20 protein-coding genes are annotated in these 19,345 nt (G+C 61.8%); 10 read left to right on the top strand and 10 right to left on the bottom strand.

Annotated features, from left to right (window positions below; translation table 11 throughout):
- The first annotated feature begins 22 nt into the window (after positions 1–22).
- Positions 23–1,510: a choline-sulfatase gene (gene betC / locus D4A92_RS14495; protein WP_246754114.1), complete on the top strand. Its 1,488-nt coding sequence runs from the start codon at positions 23–25 to the stop codon at positions 1,508–1,510.
- 59 nt (positions 1,511–1,569) lie between these two features.
- Here the strand turns inward: betC and gmk are convergent, their stop codons facing one another.
- The 7 genes from gmk to fabD form a co-directional block, all read right to left on the bottom strand.
- Positions 1,570–2,217, bottom strand: a complete 648-nt coding sequence (gmk, locus tag D4A92_RS14490) for a guanylate kinase (RefSeq protein WP_006727442.1) — start codon at positions 2,215–2,217, stop codon at positions 1,570–1,572.
- 3 nt (positions 2,218–2,220) lie between these two features.
- Complete coding sequence (locus tag D4A92_RS14485) at positions 2,221–3,111, bottom strand: YicC/YloC family endoribonuclease (protein WP_203014559.1); 891 nt, start codon at positions 3,109–3,111, stop codon at positions 2,221–2,223.
- 23 nt (positions 3,112–3,134) lie between these two features.
- Positions 3,135–4,358, bottom strand: a complete 1,224-nt coding sequence (gene mltG / locus D4A92_RS14480; RefSeq protein ID WP_203019974.1) for an endolytic transglycosylase MltG — start codon at positions 4,356–4,358, stop codon at positions 3,135–3,137.
- A 189-nt stretch (positions 4,359–4,547) separates the two neighbouring features.
- Entirely contained in the window at positions 4,548–5,804 is a 1,257-nt protein-coding gene (gene fabF, locus D4A92_RS14475) for a beta-ketoacyl-ACP synthase II (RefSeq protein WP_203014556.1), read from the bottom strand.
- A gap of 131 nt (positions 5,805–5,935) precedes the next feature.
- Positions 5,936–6,172 carry an acyl carrier protein gene (locus D4A92_RS14470; protein ID WP_006727438.1) on the bottom strand — a complete coding sequence of 79 codons (237 nt, stop codon included), beginning with the start codon at positions 6,170–6,172 and terminating at the stop codon, positions 5,936–5,938.
- A 275-nt stretch (positions 6,173–6,447) separates the two neighbouring features.
- Complete coding sequence (gene fabG / locus D4A92_RS14465; RefSeq protein WP_006727437.1) at positions 6,448–7,185, bottom strand: 3-oxoacyl-[acyl-carrier-protein] reductase; 738 nt, start codon at positions 7,183–7,185, stop codon at positions 6,448–6,450.
- Between the two features lie 30 nt (positions 7,186–7,215).
- Positions 7,216–8,160: an ACP S-malonyltransferase gene (fabD, locus tag D4A92_RS14460; RefSeq protein ID WP_006727436.1), complete on the bottom strand. Its 945-nt coding sequence runs from the start codon at positions 8,158–8,160 to the stop codon at positions 7,216–7,218.
- 208 nt (positions 8,161–8,368) lie between these two features.
- Between fabD and D4A92_RS14455 the strand changes: the two genes are divergently transcribed.
- The 8 genes from D4A92_RS14455 to D4A92_RS14420 all read left to right on the top strand — a co-directional run bounded on the left by D4A92_RS14455 (position 8,369) and on the right by D4A92_RS14420 (position 16,114).
- Positions 8,369–9,412 carry an aldo/keto reductase gene (locus D4A92_RS14455; RefSeq protein WP_203014543.1) on the top strand — a complete coding sequence of 348 codons (1,044 nt, stop codon included), beginning with the start codon at positions 8,369–8,371 and terminating at the stop codon, positions 9,410–9,412.
- 132 nt (positions 9,413–9,544) lie between these two features.
- Positions 9,545–10,477, top strand: coding sequence for a calcium/sodium antiporter (locus D4A92_RS14450; protein WP_203014541.1), 933 nt, complete (start codon positions 9,545–9,547; stop codon positions 10,475–10,477).
- A gap of 219 nt (positions 10,478–10,696) precedes the next feature.
- On the top strand, positions 10,697–11,602 hold the full coding sequence (locus tag D4A92_RS14445; protein ID WP_246753953.1) for an RTX toxin: 906 nt from the start codon (positions 10,697–10,699) through the stop codon (positions 11,600–11,602).
- A gap of 284 nt (positions 11,603–11,886) precedes the next feature.
- Positions 11,887–12,342, top strand: coding sequence for a 30S ribosomal protein S6 (gene rpsF, locus D4A92_RS14440; protein ID WP_006727432.1), 456 nt, complete (start codon positions 11,887–11,889; stop codon positions 12,340–12,342).
- A gap of 23 nt (positions 12,343–12,365) precedes the next feature.
- On the top strand, positions 12,366–12,614 hold the full coding sequence (gene rpsR / locus D4A92_RS14435; RefSeq protein ID WP_006727431.1) for a 30S ribosomal protein S18: 249 nt from the start codon (positions 12,366–12,368) through the stop codon (positions 12,612–12,614).
- Between the two features lie 179 nt (positions 12,615–12,793).
- Positions 12,794–13,768 (top strand): DUF2232 domain-containing protein, encoded by a 975-nt coding sequence (locus tag D4A92_RS14430; protein WP_203014524.1) that lies wholly within the window; start codon positions 12,794–12,796, stop codon positions 13,766–13,768.
- Between the two features lie 19 nt (positions 13,769–13,787).
- Entirely contained in the window at positions 13,788–14,363 is a 576-nt protein-coding gene (gene rplI, locus D4A92_RS14425; protein ID WP_203014522.1) for a 50S ribosomal protein L9, read from the top strand.
- Positions 14,364–14,617: 254 nt separating this feature from the next.
- Positions 14,618–16,114 (top strand): replicative DNA helicase, encoded by a 1,497-nt coding sequence (locus D4A92_RS14420; protein ID WP_203014519.1) that lies wholly within the window; start codon positions 14,618–14,620, stop codon positions 16,112–16,114.
- Between the two features lie 40 nt (positions 16,115–16,154).
- Here D4A92_RS14420 and D4A92_RS14415 read toward each other — a convergent pair whose 3' ends face one another.
- The 3 genes from D4A92_RS14415 to D4A92_RS14405 form a co-directional block, all read right to left on the bottom strand.
- Positions 16,155–16,457, bottom strand: coding sequence for an AzlD domain-containing protein (locus D4A92_RS14415; protein ID WP_203014517.1), 303 nt, complete (start codon positions 16,455–16,457; stop codon positions 16,155–16,157).
- A complete protein-coding gene (locus D4A92_RS14410; RefSeq protein WP_203014505.1) occupies positions 16,454–17,152 on the bottom strand; it encodes an AzlC family ABC transporter permease in 699 nt (232 codons plus the stop codon). Before D4A92_RS14410 ends, D4A92_RS14415 begins: the two co-directional genes overlap by 4 nt.
- 69 nt (positions 17,153–17,221) lie before the next feature.
- A complete protein-coding gene (locus D4A92_RS14405; RefSeq protein ID WP_203014502.1) occupies positions 17,222–18,085 on the bottom strand; it encodes an AraC family transcriptional regulator in 864 nt (287 codons plus the stop codon).
- An 84-nt stretch (positions 18,086–18,169) separates the two neighbouring features.
- On the opposite strand from D4A92_RS14405, the gene alr reads away from it, so the two are divergent.
- Positions 18,170–19,336 carry an alanine racemase gene (alr, locus tag D4A92_RS14400; protein ID WP_203014499.1) on the top strand — a complete coding sequence of 389 codons (1,167 nt, stop codon included), beginning with the start codon at positions 18,170–18,172 and terminating at the stop codon, positions 19,334–19,336.
- Positions 19,337–19,345: the final 9 nt, after the last annotated feature.

Below are 19,345 nucleotides of genomic sequence, written 5' to 3'. Positions count from 1 at the left end.
GCGCCCCAATATCCTGATCCTGATGGTGGATCAGTTCAACGGGACCTTCTTCCCCGACGGTCCCGCTGATTTCCTGCATGCCCCGCATCTCAAGTCTCTGGCGAAGCGCTCCGTGCGCTTCGCCAACACCTACACGGCAAGCCCGCTCTGCGCGCCGGCTCGGGCGTCCTTCATGTCCGGGCAATTGCCGAGCCGCACGCGCGTCTACGACAACGCCGCCGAATTCGCCTCCGACATTCCGACCTATGCGCATCACTTGAGGGCTGCCGGTTACCAGACCAGCCTTTCCGGCAAGATGCATTTCGTCGGGCCGGACCAGCTGCATGGTTTCGAGGAGCGGCTGACGACCGACATCTATCCCGCCGATTTCGGCTGGACCCCAGACTATCGTAAGCCGGGCGAGCGTATCGACTGGTGGTATCACAATCTGGGCTCCGTCACGGGTGCCGGGGTCGCCGAGATCACCAACCAGATGGAGTATGATGACGAGGTGGCCTACAACGCCACGCGGCGTCTCTACGACCTGTCGCGCGGCCATGACGAGCGGCCCTGGTGCCTCACCGTCAGCTTCACCCATCCGCACGACCCCTATGTGGCGCGGCGGAAATACTGGGATCTCTATGAAGGTTGCGAGGCGCTTCAGCCGAGCGTTCCGGCCATACCTTACGACGAACAGGATCCGCATTCGCGCCGCCTCATGGATGCCTGCGATCACCTCGCATTCGACATTACCGACGAGAACGTCGCGCGGGCTCGTCAGGGCTACTTCGCCAATATCTCTTATGTCGACGACAAGATCGGCGAGATCCTCGACGTGCTCGAGCGCACCCGGATGGCGGAGAACACGATCATTCTCTTCGTCTCCGACCATGGCGACATGCTTGGCGAGCGAGGCCTCTGGTTCAAGATGAACTTCTTCGAGGGCTCGGCACGGGTACCGATGATGATGGCGGTCCCTGGCGTCGAGGGACGGCTGGTGACGACGCCGGTCTCGACGCTCGACGTCACTCCGACGCTTGCCGGTCTCGCCGGCATCGACATCTCGACGATTTCCGACTGGACCGATGGCGAGGACCTGATGCCGCTTGCGACCGGGACTGGTGGCCGTGGCATCGTGCCTATGGAATATGCCGCCGAAGGCACGGTGAGCCCCATGGTTGGGCTTCGCAACGAACGTTACAAGCTGACGCTCTGCGCGGCGGATCCACCGATCCTGACCGATCTCGAAGCCGACCCCTACGAGATGACCAACCTCGTGGACGATCTGGCGGCGGCTCGCGTATTCAATGCTTTGTGCGAGGAAGCAGCCCAGCGTTGGGACCTGTCACGCTTCGATGCCGCCGTCCGGGAAAGCCAGGCGCGTCGCCACATCGTCTATACGGCACTGCGCAACGGCGCCTATTTCCCCTGGGATTACCAACCGCTGCAGAAGGCCTCGGAGCGCTACATGCGCAACCATATGGATCTGAACATCCTCGAGGAAAGTCAGCGCTTCCCAAGAGGCGAATGAAAACTGAAAAGGGCGGCCGAGATACTCGCGCCGCCCTTTTCAGTGGATGAGATTCAATCTCAGGCGATTAGGCCTTCTACGAAGTCGAAGAGGCCGTGGCGACGGTCGCGGCGCAGGCGCTCGGCCTTGACGATCGACTGCACGGCATCGAAGGCCGAGTTCAGGTCGTCGTTGACGATGACATAGTCATATTCGCGCCAGTGCTTGATCTCGGCGCGGGAATTGTTGAGGCGGGTCTGGATGACCTCTTCCGTGTCCTCGGCGCGGCGATGCAGGCGCGACTGCAGCTCGGCCATTGTCGGCGGCAGGATGAAAATCGAAACGACGTCTGCGGACATCTTTTCCTGCAGCTGCTGGGCGCCTTGCCAATCGATATCGAAGAGCATGTCACGCCCCTCGCCCATGGCCGTCTCCACGGCTTCACGCGGCGTGCCGTAGTAGTTGCCGTGGACCTGCGCCCATTCGAGGAGCGAGTCGCTGTCGCGCAGGCGTTCGAATTCGCGCTGGGAGACGAAGTGGTAGTGCACACCTTCGATTTCGCTCTGGCGGCGCTGACGGGTGGTGACGCTGACCGAGAGGCTAATCTGCTGGTCGCGATCCATCAGGGTGCGCGCGATCGTCGACTTGCCGGCGCCCGAGGGCGAGGAGATGACGAGCATCAGGCCGCGCCTTGCGATCTTGACGGAAGTGGGGGCGGCAGCGGCCATGGACTACTCCAGATTCTGAACCTGTTCGCGGAACTGGTCGATGACGACCTTCAATTCGATGCCGGCGGCAGTGACTGCGACGGCATTGGACTTGGAACAGATAGTATTTGATTCTCGGTTAAATTCCTGCGCCAGGAAATCGAGCTTGCGGCCGACGGGACCACCCACGGACAAGAGTTCGCGCGCCGCCGTCACATGGGCTTTGAGACGATCGATTTCCTCGCGCAGATCCGCCTTGGTCGCGATCAGGGCGATTTCCTGATGCAGGCGGTCGCGGTCGAGGCCGCTCGTACCGTCCATCAGGCTTGCAAGCTGGGCTTCGAGGCGGCGCGCAATCTCTTCCGGGGAGCGCGACGGATCGGCCTCGATCTGCAGCGCGAGCTCTTCGATCCTGGTAATCTGTTCTTCGAGGATCCGGCGTAGCGCCGCGCCCTCGGTTGTCCGCATGTCGACCAGTGCGGAGATGGCGCGTTCGAGGCCAGCCAGAATGTCCGCGTCACGCGCGGCAATCGCTTCGGCGTCGTCTGTCGCCTCGCGCATGTCGACGAGCCCCCGGATCGACAGGAGTGTATCAAGCCTGAGCGGAGCCGGGTCCAGGATATGGGGGCCGAGTTCGTTTCTGAGCGCCAGCACCGCCGCCAGTGCGTCGTGGTTCAACACAGCCTCGACGCGGTTTTCGCTGACCGTCACGTTAAGGCCAATCTGCAGATTGCCACGCATCAGCCGCTCTCCGGCCAGACGACGGATATCCGTTTCCAGCGCCTCATGGCCCTGCGGCAGGCGGGTGCGCAGGTCGAGCCCCTTGCCGTTCACCGAGCGCAGTTCCCAGGCCCAGCGATAACGACCGGACGAGCCCTCGACCCGGGCGAAGCCCGTCATGGATTGCAGTGTCATGTCCCCGCCCCTTACCGCCGGTCTCAGTTATTGGCCGACGGATCGACTTCCGGCTCAACATCGAGGGTTGCTGGCGGCGTTTGCGCACGCTCGGCCTCGATCTTGCGCCAGCGACGCACATTGGCATTGTGCTCGTCGAGCGTCTTGGCGAAGGCGTGACCGCCGGTTCCGTCAGCGACGAAATAGAGATCATCCGTCTTCCACGGATGGGCGACCGCTTCGAGTGCAGCGCGGCCCGGATTGGCGATCGGGCCCGGCGGTAGCCCCCTGATCACATAGGTGTTGTAGGGCGTCTCCTTGCGGATATCAGACTGATAGATCGGGCGATCTGCCGGTTTGCCGTCACCACCGAAGAGACCGTAGATGATCGTCGGGTCGGACTGGAGCCGCATGCGCTTGTTCAGACGGTTGATGAAGACCGAGGCAACATGGGCGCGTTCGTCGTCCTTGCCGGTTTCCTTTTCGACGATCGACGCCAGCGTGACGAATTCTTCCTTGGTCGTGACCGGCAGATCCGGATCGCGCTTTTCCCAGATCTGATCGATCAGGCGTTCCTGGGCGGCCCGCATCTGGGCAACGATCTCGGCACGGTTTGTGCCGCGCGTGAACTTGTAGGTGTCCGGACGCAGGCTGCCTTCTGGCGGAAGCTCTGCAGGCAGATCGCCTTCTAGCACCGGATCGGCGGCAAGCCGCAGGAACATCTGTTTGACGGTCAGGCCTTCCGGGAAGGATACGGAATACAGGATGGACTTGCCGGATTCGAGAAGTGTCGTGATCTCCTTCATCGAAGAGCCGGCCTTGATCTCGTATTCGCCGGCCTTCAGCGTCTGGCCGTCGGTGAGGTAGGTTGTCGTCACATACCGATAGATCCGGGCGTCAGTAACGATGCCGTTGCGTTCCAGATTGTTGGCAATCTCGGCCAGGCCAGCACCGCTGCGCACAACGAAATTGGTGTTGGCGACAAGCGGACCGGGCTTCTGATAGCTGTCCATCACATAGAAGAAGCCGGCAACCGCCACCACGCTGACGAAGACCACCATGGTCATCAGGAAGTTCAGGAAAATCACCAGCTGGCTGCGCGCCTTGCGCGAGCGGCGCGGCGGCTGCGGCACGCGCTCGGGGCGCAGGGCCTCGTTCGGCGACTTCGGAATGAAGGGTCCCTTGCCCGGCTGGGTATCGGCATCGCGGCCGAAGGAGACACCGTTGTTCTGGCTACCGCCGTTCTGGCTGTTGTCGGTCACCGGCAATCCTTCTTTGTTTCGCACTCGCGGCTGTTTTATCCAGCAATGCGGCAAAAATCCGGGTCATCGTCCGGCGCAGTCGCGCCGGGCGTTGGCATGATTTCTACCCGCTAAAAGTGGTGGCGGGCAAGAGCGCCCTGCCGTCATCCAGTGCAAACGCGGGCGGCAGATCCGCGACCGGCCGCCGGGGTGCGATCAGGCCTCGTAGCGCTTCAGGACCAGCGAGGCATTGGTCCCGCCGAAGCCGAAGGAATTCGACAGGGCGACATTAATTTCGCGCTTTCTGGCCTTGTGCGGCACGAGATCGATCTTGGTCTCGACATCGGGATTGTCGAGGTTGAGGGTCGGCGGTGCGACGTTGTCGCGGATCGCCAGCGTCGAGAAGATCGCTTCCACCGCACCGGCCGCACCAAGCAGGTGACCGATGGCCGACTTGGTCGACGACATCGAGACATTTTCGGCGTGATCGCCGAGCAGGCGCTCGACGGCACCCAGCTCGATCGTATCGGCCATGGTCGAGGTGCCATGGGCGTTGATGTAGTCGATGTCGGACGGCGTCAGACCGGCACGCTTCAGCGCCATGGTCATGCAGCGGAACGCACCGTCACCATCCTCGGAGGGAGCCGTGATGTGGAAGGCGTCGCCCGAGAGGCCGTAGCCGACCACTTCGGCATAGATCTTGGCGCCGCGGGCATTGGCGTGTTCCAGCTCTTCCAGAATGACGATGCCGGCACCCTCGCCCATGACGAAACCGTCACGGTCCTTGTCATAGGGACGTGAGGCAGCCGTCGGATCGTCGTTACGAGCGGTCGACAGCGCCTTGCAGGCGGCAAAGCCCGCAAGCGAGATGCGGCTGATCGGCGATTCGGTACCGCCGGCCACCATGACATCGGCATCGCCGAGCGCGACCAGACGGGCGGCATCTCCGATCGCATGGGCGCCGGTCGAGCAGGCCGTCACGACGGAATGGTTCGGGCCGCGCAGCTTATGGCGGATCGAAACCTGGCCTGAGGCGAGGTTGATCAGGCGGCCCGGAATGAAGAAGGGCGACAGGCGACGCGGGCCCTTGTCGCGCAGGATGTGACCCGCTTCAACGATGCCTTCGAGGCCGCCGATACCGGAGCCGATCAGGACGCCGGTGGCGCACTCTTCTTCATAGTTTTTGGGCTCCCAGCCGGCATCCTTCAATGCCATGTCGGCGGCTGCCAGGGCATAGATGATGAAGGCGTCGACCTTGCGCTGGTCCTTAGGCTCCATCCAGTCGTCAGGGTTCCAGGCACCCTCGCCCTCGGTCGGGATGCGGCAGGCGATCTTGGCCGGCAGATCTTCAACCTCGAATTCCGTGACCAGGCGGGCACCGCTCTGGCCGGCCAGTAGCCGCTGCCAGGTCAGTTCCGTTCCACATCCAAGAGGCGATACCATGCCGGTACCGGTGATGACGACACGTCTCATCGTGCGAAGCCCACCCAATTTATTTGACCGAAGTCATTGTAAACAAAGGTCCAGATACAACAAGGCCCGCTCATCGCGGGCCCAAGCGGACAGGACGGGCTCGCGCCCGCCTTCCGCAGCAGTTTGATCGATCAGGCCTGGGCCTTCTCGATGAACTTGACGGCGTCGCCGACCGTCAGGATCGAGTCAGCTGCATCGTCCGGGATCTCGACGCCGAATTCTTCTTCGAAGGCCATGACGAGTTCGACGGTGTCGAGCGAGTCAGCGCCCAGATCGTCGATGAAGCTCGCGCCTTCGACGACCTTTTCAGCGTCAACGCCGAGATGATCAACTACAATTTTCTTCACGCGTTCTGCGATATCGCTCATGTCGGTATCCTCGACCTTCTAAAATTCAGAGGGAGCCTTAATGGCATCCCTACCCTGCATTCAGCCAGTGACGCTTTCGTCCCACCAGCAAACCTGTTCGGCCCTGACCCAGAGCGGTTTATGCAAACAAAAGCATAAACTTCGGCTCATGAGACGGAGCGACTGCTCACAGTCATGGCCCGCTTAACACGGTTTAAGCGCGCCGCAAAGCCAGAAATTCGCCCCCTTGCCTTGCTCAACATCCTATTGCGCAGGGGCTGTTTCCGGCAATGAGATCAGATCATCGCCATGCCGCCATTCACGTGCAGCGTCTGCCCCGTCATGTAGGAGGCTTCATTGGAGGCGAGGTAAACGACGGCGGAGGCGACTTCGGCGCCCGTGCCCATGCGCTTCATGGGGATGGCGCCCATGATCGCTTCCTTCTGCTTGTCGTTCAGCTTGCCGGTCATGGCGCTTTCGATGAAGCCCGGGGCAACACAGTTGACCGTCACGTTGCGGGTGGCGATCTCCTGACCGAGCGACTTGGTGAAGCCGATCATGCCAGCCTTGGAGGCGCAGTAGTTGGCCTGGCCGGGATTGCCGGTGACGCCGACGACGGAGGTGATGTTGATGATGCGGCCAAAGCGGCGGCGCATCATCGGATGGGTCAGCTCGCGCGTCAGGCGGAAGACGGCGGTCAGGTTGACTTCCAGAACCGCATCCCAGTCGGCATCGGACATGCGGACGAACAGGCCGTCCTTGGTGATGCCGGCGTTGTTGACCAGGATATCGACGCCTTCGAGTTCGGCTTCGGCCTTTTCGCCGAGCGCCTTGACTTCGTCACGGTCGGACAAGTTGGCCGGGAAGATCTTGACGCGATCGCCGAGATCGGCGGCCAGTGCTTCCAGTTTTTCGACGCGTGTGCCGTGCAGGCCGACGATCGCGCCCTGGGCATGCAGCTGGCGGGCAATTTCTTCGCCGATGCCACCGGTGGCGCCAGTCACGAGGGCCTTGCGGCCGGTCAGATCGAACATGGTCGGGTTCCTTGTTGTTCGTTGGGGCGATCAGCCATTCAGGGCGGCGATCGCAGCGTCAATGTCGGCCGGGCCGTTGACGGCCACACCGTTGATGTTCTTGTCGATGCGACGGGCAAGCCCAGTCAGGACCTTGCCGGCACCCACTTCATAAAGCGTGGTCACGCCATTGGCGCCGAACCACTCGACCGTCTCGCGCCAGCGGACCTGACCGGTCACCTGCTCGACGAGCAGATCGGCGATTTCGGACGCCGACGTGACAGGGGCTGCACGCACATTGGCGATGAGCGCCACGATGGGGTCTTTTTTCTCGACCTTGGCAAGCGCTTCGCGCATGGCGTCTGCCGCGGGGCCCATCAAGGCGGAATGGAAAGGCGCAGAAACCGGCAGCATGATGGCGCGCTTGGCACCCTTTTCGGTGGCGAGTGCTGCAGCCTTCTCGACGGCGGCCTTCGCTCCCGAAATGACCAGCTGACCGCCGCCATTGTCATTGGCGATCTGGCACGGACCGACGGCAGAGGCATCCGCGCAGATCGCCTGCACGTCGCCATGCTCGAGGCCGATGATCGCAGCCATCGCGCCCTCACCCACCGGGACGGCTGCCTGCATGGCATTGCCACGAATGCGCAGGAGACGCGCGGTGTCGCCAATCGAGAATGTGCCGGCAGCGCAGAGCGCGGAATATTCGCCGAGCGAATGGCCGGCGACGTAGGCAACCTTCGACTTGAGGTCGAGACCCTTGGCTTCCAGTACGCGGATCACGGCCATGGAAACCGCCATCAATGCCGGCTGGGCATTGGCCGTCAGCGTCAGCGTTTCTTCCGGGCCGTTCCACATGATGTCGGACAGCTTCTGGCCGAGCGCTTCGTCGACCTCTTCGAAGACGGCACGAGCTTCGGCAAAATTGTCGGCAAGGTCCTTGCCCATTCCGACGGCCTGGCTGCCCTGACCGGGAAAGGTGAATGCGACTGACATGGGCGTTTCTCCCTTGGTTTTTTCCTGTCAATTCACAGTTGGCCCTTGCGAGTCAAGTCTTGCACCCCTTTGGCTGCCCCTCGAAACGACCTTAGGACAAGGCTGTTCCACAGCTATCGCCATCTTGCGATGCATCAATTTCTGACTAGATTGCTTCCGAACTCATCCCGCCTCCCATGGCAATCCCTCCACATCAGAGGCTTCTCCCATGAAGATGAACCGGCTCGGCCGAACCGATATCCTTGTTTCCGAAATCTGCCTGGGCACGATGACCTGGGGCTCGCAGAACACGCGCGAGGAAGCCTATGCGCAGATGGATTACGCGCTGGAGCACGGCGTTAACTTCTTCGACACGGCCGAGCTCTATCCGACGACGCCGCTCTCGGCGGAAACCTATGCCGATACCGAGCGGCTGATCGGGGACTGGTTCGAAAAGACCGGCAATCGCGACAAGGTGGTGCTGGCGACGAAAGTTGCCGGCCCAGGCCGCCCCTATATCCGCGAAGGCAAGCCGATCACCGGCGCAGTGGTGAAGGAAGCGCTCGACGCCAGCCTGAAGCGGTTGAAGACCGACTATGTCGACCTCTACCAGATCCACTGGCCAAACCGCGGGCATTTCCATTTCCGCGGCGCCTGGAACTACAATCCCTACAAGCAGGACAAGGCAAAGGCCTCTGTCGAGATCGCGGAGATCCTGGATGCCCTCGGTGACTGCGTGAAGGCCGGCAAGCTTCGGGCCGTCGGTCTGTCCAACGAGACCACCTGGGGCACACAGAAATACCTGACGCTTGCCGAAGCCAAGGGGCTCCCGCGGGTCGCGACGATCCAGAACGAGTACAACCTGCTCTACCGTCACTACGATCTCGATCTGGCTGAACTGTCCCATCACGAAGATGTTGGTCTGCTTGCCTATTCGCCGCTCGCAGGCGGCATTCTCTCGGGCAAATATCTCGACGGCAACAAGCCGGCCGGTTCGCGCGGCTCGATCAACGGCGACATCGGCGGCCGCCTCGTGCCGCATCAGGAAGCGGCAACGCGCGCCTATGTGGAGCTCGCCAAAGCTCATGACCTCGACCCCTCCGCCATGGCGCTTGCCTTCTGCCTGACGCGCCCGTTCATGGCCTCCGTGATCATTGGTGCAACGACCCTGGAGCAGTTGAAGACCAATATCGGTGCCGCAGAACTGACGCTCTCGGATGAGGTGATGCAGGAGATCGCCAAGATCCATCGTCTCTATCCGATGCCAATCTGACGACACAGACTTCGCAGCCCCGCCCGGCATGCAAAAAATCAGTGAGCCGGGCCTACACAATGTCGCGGCTCGTCACCATTTGCGACTGCGGTTTAACGCCGGCTCGCGGGCCATGTTTTATGGGGGATTGTCTTGGATTATCTTTTCGTGGCCGGGGGCCTGGTCGGTCTTTACTTCGGTGCCGAGTGGCTCCTTCGCGGCGCCATCGGAGTGGCGCAGAAACTCGCCATACCGACGCTGATCGTCTCGCTGGTCATCGTCGGCTTCGGCACGTCGATGCCGGAACTGCTGGTCTCCGTCCGCGCCGCGCTGACCGGCTCCTCGGACATCGCGCTTGGCAATGTGGTCGGTTCGAATACGGCAAACATCCTGCTGATCGTCGGCACCTGCGCGTTGATCTTCCCGATCACCCATTGGGACAAGGGCGTGAAGCGCGACACCTATGTGATGATCGGCGCGGCGGTCCTGCTTCTGGGTCTCGTGCAGTTCGAGGCCATAGGGCGGCTTGCCGGCCTGGTCATGGTCGCGGTTCTCATCGCCTACATTCTCTATGCCTATATTCAGGGCAAGGGCACGATCGAGGAACTGGCGAATGAAGATGTGAAGCACGAGATACTCGGAACCGGCTTCATGACCCTTCTGATCGTCGGCGGTCTGGCCACGCTGTTCGTCGGTGCCGAACTGCTGGTCCGCGGTGCGACCAATCTTGCCCGCGATTTCGGGATTTCCGAAGCGGTCATCGGCCTCACCGTGGTTGCGGTCGGCACCTCGCTTCCGGAACTCGCAACCGGCATCATGTCGGCCATGCGCAAGCACTCCGACATCATGATCGGCAACATCGTCGGATCGAACATCTTCAACATCCTGTTCATTCTGGGCGTCACCTCCGTCATCCAGCCGATCTCCGTCGATCCGCGATTCGGCAGTTTCGACGTCCCCGTCATGCTCGGCATCACGCTCGGCTTCGCGTTCCTGCTTCTCGCCCATCTTGGCGTCCGCAGACTGACCGCTGGTGCGATGCTCGTCGCCTATGTCGGATATACGCTGGCACTGGTTCAGGTCTGAGGCGTGACCTGACGCAGATTGTCGGCGCGGAAAGCCTGCTTCCGACGCCCAAGACATACAAGCCCAACAGAAAAGCGTGAGCAGAGGTTAACCCTCTGCTCACTGAGTTTGCCCATGCCATTTTCCGCATCGGATCAGGTCATGTAAGCTTTTCGCAATGCACGAATGCTAGCTTCGCAGGGCAAGCGGCCCCTTTTGCGGCCACGAGGTATGCTCCATATGACGGTCATCAATAGCTTCTATCGCAATCCGAATGCGCAGGCATATGCGATCCAGCTGTTTTCTGCGTCTTCACCGGTTCGTCCGCTGTCCGAACCTGCACGGTCATTGGCCGGACGGGACGATACAACATTCACGGAGACAGCAGGTCAAAAGGCCCTTGCACGGATCGCAGAGATCCTGGCTCTACGTGACGCCTCTGCCGGCGATCAGGCTTCTGTCGAAGAAAGCCTCGGCTTTATCACGGCAGCGCAGGGTACCGAGGCTGACGACAAGCTGACTTTCGATGCCACCGCTGTCTACAATGTGACTACCGGTGGTGGCGCCGACAAGGTCTCCGCCCGCGCGGCTGCCATTGTTGGCCTGTCGACCGGATCTGGCGACGACAGCCTTGCCGCAAGCGCCCGCTATATCAGTGATATTGATATGGGCGAGGGTGACGATAAGATGAAACTCTCCGGTCGGCTCGTCATGAACGTGACGGGTGGAGAGGGCAATGACCGTCTGACGATCGCAGGGGAAGCCCTGATTGGCATAGACGGCGGTGCTGGCGATGACACCATGATCCTGGAGGGCACCCGCATCTTTGCCTCCGGCGGCACTGGAAACGACACGGTCACCATCAAGCGGACCGACATGAAATCTGCCAATGCCATTGCTGAATATGGCTTTGCCCGCGGCGATGGCGTGGACACGATTACCAGCAATGGTGCACTCACCCTGCGGTTCGATGGCTATCAGGAGAAGGATGTGAGCGTGACCGTCAGGGGCAACACGCTCACCGCGACTTTTGCCGGATCGGATGACCAGATCAGCCTGACGATCGATGAGGCGGCCTTATCCGGCAAGGGGCTGGCCTACCAATTCGCGCTCGATCAGGGGCGCACGGTCCTCAGGATCGGCTGATGCCACTGTTAGAAATTCCCGCGCGGCACTTGCTTTTCGCCGGGATACGCGTATAAGCGCGCCGTTCACAACACCCGGTCCTCTGGCTGGTGGCTGAACGGAGGGCTGGCAGGCTCACAAGGTCTGCAGCAGGAACCATAAGGGTTTCCGGTCTCCCGTGTCTCCGCTCTCGACCGTCTCGAACACACTACTTTTCTTGCCGCGGCACACGCCGCACAGGAGCAGTCTGTGAGGCTTAGCGCCGGATCCGGGTGACGACAACCGCAAGAAAAGGCAAAGCTTACATGGCTCTTTACGAACACGTATTCCTTGCCCGGCAGGATATGTCCGCTCAGCAGGTTGATGCCCTCGTCGAACAGTACAAGGGTGTTATCGAAGCTAACGGCGGCAAGGTCGGGCGCGTAGAAAACTGGGGCCTCAAGTCCCTGACCTACCGCATCAAGAAGAACCGCAAGGCTCACTACGCCCTCATGGACATCGATGCTCCGGCACCGGCCGTTCATGAAATGGAGCGCCAGATGCGCATCAACGAAGACGTTCTTCGTTACATGACCATCGCTGTCGAAGCTCACGAAGAAGGCCCGTCTGCCATGATGCAGAAGCGCGACCGTGACGACCGTCCGCGTCGTGACGGCGACGATCGTGGCCCGCGCCGCGACTTCGGCGATCGTGGTCCGCGTCCGGACCGTGGCCCCCGTGAAGGTGGCTTCGAGCGTCGTCCGCGCGAAGACCGCGCGTAATCTGAGCAATAGGAGAACACACAATGGCTGATGCATCCTCTTCTCAGGCCCGCCGTCCTTTCCATCGTCGTCGCAAGACTTGCCCCTTCTCGGGCGCAAACGCTCCGCGCATCGACTACAAGGACGTCCGTCTCCTGCAGCGCTACATTTCCGAGCGCGGCAAGATCGTTCCTTCGCGTATCACCGCAGTTTCCCAGAAGAAGCAGCGCGAACTGGCCCAGGCCATCAAGCGCGCCCGTTTCCTCGGCCTGCTGCCTTACGTCGTAGCGTAATCCGATACGGAGCCTGCCGACATTGTCGGCGGGCTTCATCCCTTCCGCGTTGGGCGCGGATCGGAACCGACTGCCAGATGGCGCGCTCCCGCGACATCAGGTGAAATCCCATGTTGGGGATGCTTTTGCGAGATCGCTCGAGCCCTTCCCCTAACTGCTAAAACAGCAGGACAGCGACGTTGAACAAACTGGATGCGAAATCGCTGACGACCGGCTTTGTTGCCGGCATTACCGCCGCTTTGCTCGTGCTGGGCGCTGCGGCGCAGCCGACGCTTGCCTCCATTCTCTATGCGGCTTCTGCGCTTCCCGTTCTGATCGTCGGCCTCGGCTGGGGCAATGCCGCCGCCATCACCGCGATCGTGACGGCCGCCCTGCTCGGCATGGTCAGCGTCTCGCCGATGTTCGCCTTCGGCATGGCGATCTTCACGCTGGCGCCGGCCGGCTGGCTCGCGCATCTGTCGAGCCTGGCGCGCCCCGCGTCTGAAATCGGTGGCCCCGACCACCTGATGGCTTGGTATCCGCTTTCCGACATTCTTCTCCAGCTCTGTGCTTTCGTGTCGATCGCCGTCGTCGTGCTGGGTGTGATCATTGGCTTTGGTCCGGAATTCACGGGCCAGCTTGTTGACGCGATGACGCAGGCGATGAGCACGCAGGATCCGGCGATGATGCCCGATGCCGTGGCGCTCGAGCAGTTGAAGCGCACCATGGTCATCCTGCTGCCGATCATCCAGGGCGGCACCTGGGTTCTGCTGCTGACGATGATGTATTACATCGCCATGCGCATCGTCACGGCTTCCGGCCGCAACAAGCGTCCGCGCGAGGACTTTCCGTCGGCGCTCCGGATGAACCGTAACACTGTCTTCATCTTCCTCGCTGGCATCATCGCCTGCTTCCTGGGTGGTGTGCCTGCGATGATCGGCGCTGTTGTCTGCGGCACCTTCGGCGCGGGCTTCCTGATGGCTGGCTTTGCCTCCATGCATCTCAAGACGCGGGGCAAGGACTGGCGTCTGCCGGCCCTCATCCTCGCCTATCTCTCTTCGATCATGCTCTTGCCGCTCATGATCCCCCTCATCATCGGCCTCTCGGACACCCGACGGACCGTTGCCCTGACGCCGGCCGCCAAGGCCGACAAAGACCATTCCGAAACTGATTGACACTGAAAGGAACACGACAATGCAGGTCATTCTCCTCGAACGCATCGCAAAGCTCGGCCAGATGGGCGAAACCGTAAAGGTTCGCGACGGCTTCGCTCGTAACTACCTGCTGCCGCAGGGCAAGGCGCTGCGCGCCAACGAAGCCAACAAGAAGCGTTTCGAAGCCGAGCGCGCAACGCTCGAAGCCCGCAACCTCGAGCGCAAGTCGGAAGCCCAGACCGTTGCCGACGCTCTCTCCGGCAAGTCCTTCATCGTCGTCCGTTCGGCTGGCGAAACCGGCCAGCTCTACGGTTCGGTCGCGGCTCGTGACGTCGTCGAAATCCTGGGCGCCGAAGGCTTCAACATCGGCCGCAACCAGGTTGAACTGAACACCCCGATCAAGGCCATCGGCATCCACCAGGTCACCCTGCACCTGCATGCTGAAGTCGAACTGTCCGTCGAGCTCAACGTTGCCCGTTCGGCTGAAGAAGCCGAGCGCCAGGCCAAGGGCGAAAGCCTGACCTCGGCCGACGCCATCTACGGCGTTGACGAAGACGCTCTTCGTCCGGAAGACTTCTTCGATCCGGACGCAGACATGGACGGCGAAGACGACTGATTTTTCCGCCATCGCGGAGACGGAACGCCCGGATTTTTCCGGGCGTTTTTCGTTCGCGCTCTGTTAAAATGAACACTCCAGCTCGCCGATTCGGCTGATGTCACAGTCAACCGAAAAGATCGGATTGCTCAGCTTTTTCTAAAGTCGCGATTGGCCGCCTGTGAATCAATGTGGGTTGCTGTGCGGGCCATTCCGCTGGCCGAAGTTCTCGCTATGGTGCAGCCACCGCCGACACACTGAACGGATGCGAACGAATGAATGATGCTGCGCGCAAACTGAGCCCGGTCCAAGCGGCTGAGCCGCTCTATCGGGAGGCTCCGAACAATATCGAAGCCGAACAGGCCCTGCTTGGCGCCATTCTCGTCAACAACGATGCCTTCTATCGCGTTTCGGACTTCCTGAAGCCCGAGCATCTCTACGAGCCCCTGCATCGGAAGATCTTCGAGGTGGCCTCCGAGATCATCCGTATGGGCAAGACGGCAAACCCGGTCACGATCAAGACCTTCCTGCCGGCCGACCAGAAGGTCGGCGACCTGACCGTCGCGCAATATCTCGCGCGCCTCGCTTCCGAAGCCGTCACCATCATCAATGCGGAAGACTATGGTCGAGCGATCTACGACCTCGCATTGCGTCGCTCGCTGATCCAGATCGGTGAAGATGTCGTCAACATCGCCTATGACGCGCCGCTCGACATGCCGCCGCAGGCGCAGATCGAAGACACGGAACGCCGTCTGTTCGCGCTCGCCGAAAACGGCCGTTACGACGGGGGCTTCCAGTCCTTCTCGGATGCGGTTGCCCAGGCCGTCGACATGGCAGGGGCTGCTTTCGAGCGTGACGGCAACCTCTCGGGCGTCTCCACCGGCATCATGTCGCTCGATGCCAAGATGGGCGGTCTGCAGCGTTCCGACTTGATCGTGCTCGCCGGCCGTCCGGGTATGGGCAAGACCTCGCTTGCCACCAACATCGCCTGGAACATTGCGGCGGCTTACGAGCCGGAAGTCCTGGCCGACGGCTCCTTCAAGGCCAAGAATGGTGGTGTGGTCGGCTTCTACTCGCTCGAAATGTCGGCCGAACAGCTGGCCACCCGTATCATGTCCGAGCAGACGGAAGTCTCTTCCTCAAAGATCCGTCGCGGTGACATCACCGAGCACGAATTCGAAAAACTGGTCGGCTTTTCCCAGACCATGCAGAAGGTGCCGCTGTTCATCGACCAGACCGGTGGTATCTCGATCGCCCAGCTCGCGGCCCGTGCCCGTCGTCTGAAGCGTCAGCGCGGTCTCGACTTCCTGGTCATCGACTATATCCAGCTGATGACCGGCTCCGGCAAATCGGGCGAAAACCGCGTGCAGGAAATCACCCAGATCACCACGGGCTTGAAATCGCTGGGCAAGGAACTGAACGTGCCGATCGTGGCGCTCTCGCAGCTCTCCCGTCAGGTCGAAAACCGCGAAGACAAGCGCCCGCAGCTCTCCGACCTTCGCGAATCGGGCTCGATCGAGCAGGACGCCGACGTGGTGCTCTTCGTGTTCCGCGAGGAATACTATGTGAAGAATCTCGAGCCCCGCGACATCGCCGATCCGAAGTATCCGGAATGGGAAGCGCATATGGAGAAGGTCAAGGGTACGGCCGACGTCATCATCGCCAAGCAGCGTCACGGACCGACCGGCACCGTCAAGCTCGCCTTCCAGTCGGAATTCACTCGCTTTGCGGATCTGGCCGAACCGAGTTTCATCCAATACGAAGAACCGTGAATTCGAAGGGCGCCCGAGAGGCGCCCTTTCCTTTCCATGGCTAGAGATCTGCAGCCCTCAAGGTGGCAACGGTCACGACGCCGGCGGCAGCGGCTGGCAGAAGCGGCAGGCGGGTTGCGGAGAAGGCCACCACCGCACAGCCCGCGGTCTCCGCCCAGCCGGTGGCAAAGGCAGTCGGCGTCACCACAGCCATCAGCACCGAGGGCGGGATCGCTGCCAGGCTCTCTTTGGCTTGCGGCGACAGTTGCAGGAGCCGACCGACCAGCAATCCCGCCTGACGCGTCGCAATCGTTGCGGCCGCCATGGCGAGGATCGCAAGCAGCGTGTTCATGTCGATCGTCATGCCCTCGCCTCCCCGCGCAGCGAAGAAACCACCGCGACGGCGACACCCCCGAGCGCGCCGGCGAGGATGTACCAGACACCCGGAACGGACTGGTGAACCAGCAAGGCGCTGATACCGCTGCCGACGAGGATCAGACCGGTGCGTGGGCCGCGCCAGAAGCCGGCGATGAGGATCACGAAGACAGCGGGAAAGACGAAGTCCATGGCGATCACGGCAGGATCGCCGACGAGGCCTCCGAGCGAGGCGCCAACCAGCCCTGACAGCACCCAGGCAGCATAGAAGGGCAAGGCGGCACCGACGAACCAGGCCGGCGTCAACAGATGATCCCGAGCATGGAATTCGGCGACGGCCCAGATCTCATCGGCGAGGAAGAGCATGGAAATGATCTTCTGCCGGAGCGAGAACGCCGCCATGTGGCGTGAGATCGACGCGCCCATCAGCACATGCCTGACATTGACGAGCAGGGCCGCCATGCCGAGTGCTGCGATGCTCGCGGGGTGGCTCCAGAGATCCATCGCGACAAACTGCGAACCGCCGGCAAAGACCAGGGCGCTCATCAGAAGGGCCTCCAGCGCCGAGAGCCCTTTGGTGGCGGCGACAGCACCGAAGACGAGACCGATCGGCACAACGGCGACAGTGAGCGGCAGAATCGATCGGAAACCCTGACGGATTTCGGCGGTGACTTTGGGTGGCATGCATGGTCCCTCACGCGAGTGTCACGCCGGGATAAGGCCTCAGTCGTCCAGGGTCTTGAAGGAAAGTGATCAGCCGGCACGAAAGACAGCAGGGGTGAGGCCCGTGCGCGCCTTGAACTGCCGGGTCATATGCGCCTGGTCGGCAAAACCGCAGGCAGCAGCGGTGTCCGATGGGGTGGCGCCTGATCGGAGCAGATGACGCGCGTGGCGGATCCGCATATCGGTCTGGAAGGCATGTGGGGTGATGAAATACTGCTTGCGGAAGGCGCGGATCATGTGGGCACGGCTGAGGTTTGCCACTTTCGCCAACGTCTCGAGGCCGATCTCCTCATCGAAGTGGGCAGCGATATGATCGCGGACGCGGCGCATGGCGAGCGGCTCGTTGTGATCGGGCGCACGGATGATCTCGTGGCCATGGTGGGCGAACATCGTTGCGAGAACACAATACATGCTCTCTTCACCTTCGAGGGCCGCAACCTCACCGCTTTCGATCCGGCGATGGGCGAGGTTGAAGGCCTTGGCGAGTTCCGGATCCGTCAGGAGCTGTCGCCCGAAGCTCGGCATGCCGTGGAAGGCGCGGCCGGTCACGTCCTCAATGATGTCGGTCAGCAGTGCCACCTCGGGATAGATCATCCGGTAGCGATAACCATCCGGCGCGCCCGGCTGACCGTCATGGATCTCACCGGGATTGATGAGGTAGAGAGCGCCAGGGCCCGTATGTTCGCGCGTGCCACGGATGTTTGCCACTTGGCAGCCGACTTCGATCGCACCGATCGAGAAGGTGTCGTGCGAATGGGGCGAGAATTCATGGGTGATGAAGGAGGCGGTGAGGCACTCCATGTCGCGGAAGCGCCCGTCCCGCCAGAAGCGGGTTCGCTCCTTGCGTGAGACCGGATTGGCCTCGGCGGCCTCCTGCTGCGAAACACTGTGCATAGCAGCATAATATCGGGCCTCCGCATTTTCGTCTTGAAGAAAAGTGCTAGGGTCGGCCGTCCGATCAACCGACCCGAAGCCTTCATGACAGACCGTTTCACCATCCTCGATGCGCCGGAGGAGTTTCTTTCGGCACCGCTGCGCCTGACCACTGACCTCTCGGCCATTGCCGACAACTGGCGCGAGATGGCGCGGCGATCGGGCAAGGCGCGGGCGGCGGCCGTCGTCAAGGCGGATGCCTATGGCCTCGGGATCGAGGATGTGGGGCAAACGCTCTACAGGGCGGGCGCCCGCGATTTCTTCGTCGCCGTGCCGGCCGAAGGGGCGACATTGCGCCCCTATGCCCCTGAAGCCCGCATCTTCGTGCTCTCGGGTATCTGGCCCGGTCAGGAAGAAATCTTCTTCGAGAACGACCTGGTCCCGGTCATCGCGTCCGAGGAGCAGCTCGCCTTCTGGATGGCCGTGCTCACCGAGCGCGGCCCCTACCCTTGCGCCCTTCATGTCGATACCGGTTTCAACCGGCTGGGACTACCGATGGCCGATGCGATGGCGCTTGTCGACGACGTCTCGCGTCCGGCAAGCCTCGACCCGGTTCTCGTGATGAGCCATCTCGCCTGTGGCGACGATCCAACCTCGCCGATGAACCGGAGGCAGCTCGAGAAATTCCAAGAGGTTAGTGAGGCTTTCGAAGGTGTTGATTCCAGTCTATCGGCCTCGGCCGGCATCTTCCTCGGCTCGGATTACCACTTCGACCTCACCCGGCCCGGCATCGCGCTTTACGGCGGCGAGGCAGTGAACGGCGCCAGAAACCCGATGCAGCCGGTCGTCAAGGCCGAGGCGCGCATTCTGCAGATCCGCGACGCCAAGGCCGGCGAAAGCGTCTCCTACGGTGCGACCCATCTGCTGTCCCGCGACAGCCGACTTGCGGTCGCCAGCGTCGGTTATGCGGATGGTTATCTGCGCAATCTGTCCGGCTCGGGGATTGCCCTGCGCGACACTGGTTTCCCCGGCGCCGAGGGCGTGATTGGTGACAAACGCGTTCCTGTCGTTGGGCGGGTGACGATGGACCTCACCATCTTCGACGTCACCGATCTGTCCGAAAATGCCGTGCGCAGCGGCGACTATATCGAACTCCTCGGCCCCTCCATGCCTCTCGATGACGTCGCCCGCGCTGCCGGCACGATCGGCTACGAAATGCTTACCGGGCTCGGGCTGCGCTATGAGCGGATCTATCTGGAGGGAGAAGACTGAGGTCTGGCG

This window comes from Rhizobium rosettiformans (assembly GCF_016806065.1).
Taxonomy (GTDB): domain Bacteria; phylum Pseudomonadota; class Alphaproteobacteria; order Rhizobiales; family Rhizobiaceae; genus Allorhizobium.
This window is presented reverse-complemented; position numbering and strand designations above follow the sequence as displayed.

What these genes read in the sequence shown, in the direction of transcription:
- rpsR (WP_006727431.1), top strand. Translation starts at nt 12,366, where the DNA reads ATGGCTGATGCATCCTCTTCTCAGGCCCGCCGTCCTTTCCATCGTCGT.
- fabF (WP_203014556.1), bottom strand. Translation starts at nt 5,804, where the DNA reads ATGAGACGTGTCGTCATCACCGGTACCGGCATGGTATCGCCTCTTGGA.
- betC (WP_246754114.1), top strand. Translation starts at nt 23, where the DNA reads ATGGTGGATCAGTTCAACGGGACCTTCTTCCCCGACGGTCCCGCTGAT.
- D4A92_RS14470 (WP_006727438.1), bottom strand. Translation starts at nt 6,172, where the DNA reads ATGAGCGATATCGCAGAACGCGTGAAGAAAATTGTAGTTGATCATCTC.
- D4A92_RS14455 (WP_203014543.1), top strand. Translation starts at nt 8,369, where the DNA reads ATGAAGATGAACCGGCTCGGCCGAACCGATATCCTTGTTTCCGAAATC.
- fabD (WP_006727436.1), bottom strand. Translation starts at nt 8,160, where the DNA reads ATGTCAGTCGCATTCACCTTTCCCGGTCAGGGCAGCCAGGCCGTCGGA.
- rplI (WP_203014522.1), top strand. Translation starts at nt 13,788, where the DNA reads ATGCAGGTCATTCTCCTCGAACGCATCGCAAAGCTCGGCCAGATGGGC.
- D4A92_RS14405 (WP_203014502.1), bottom strand. Translation starts at nt 18,085, where the DNA reads ATGCACAGTGTTTCGCAGCAGGAGGCCGCCGAGGCCAATCCGGTCTCA.
- gmk (WP_006727442.1), bottom strand. Translation starts at nt 2,217, where the DNA reads ATGGCCGCTGCCGCCCCCACTTCCGTCAAGATCGCAAGGCGCGGCCTG.
- D4A92_RS14485 (WP_203014559.1), bottom strand. Translation starts at nt 3,111, where the DNA reads ATGACACTGCAATCCATGACGGGCTTCGCCCGGGTCGAGGGCTCGTCC.
- D4A92_RS14420 (WP_203014519.1), top strand. Translation starts at nt 14,618, where the DNA reads ATGAATGATGCTGCGCGCAAACTGAGCCCGGTCCAAGCGGCTGAGCCG.
- D4A92_RS14410 (WP_203014505.1), bottom strand. Translation starts at nt 17,152, where the DNA reads ATGCCACCCAAAGTCACCGCCGAAATCCGTCAGGGTTTCCGATCGATT.
- rpsF (WP_006727432.1), top strand. Translation starts at nt 11,887, where the DNA reads ATGGCTCTTTACGAACACGTATTCCTTGCCCGGCAGGATATGTCCGCT.
- D4A92_RS14415 (WP_203014517.1), bottom strand. Translation starts at nt 16,457, where the DNA reads ATGACGATCGACATGAACACGCTGCTTGCGATCCTCGCCATGGCGGCC.
- fabG (WP_006727437.1), bottom strand. Translation starts at nt 7,185, where the DNA reads ATGTTCGATCTGACCGGCCGCAAGGCCCTCGTGACTGGCGCCACCGGT.
- alr (WP_203014499.1), top strand. Translation starts at nt 18,170, where the DNA reads ATGACAGACCGTTTCACCATCCTCGATGCGCCGGAGGAGTTTCTTTCG.
- D4A92_RS14445 (WP_246753953.1), top strand. Translation starts at nt 10,697, where the DNA reads ATGACGGTCATCAATAGCTTCTATCGCAATCCGAATGCGCAGGCATAT.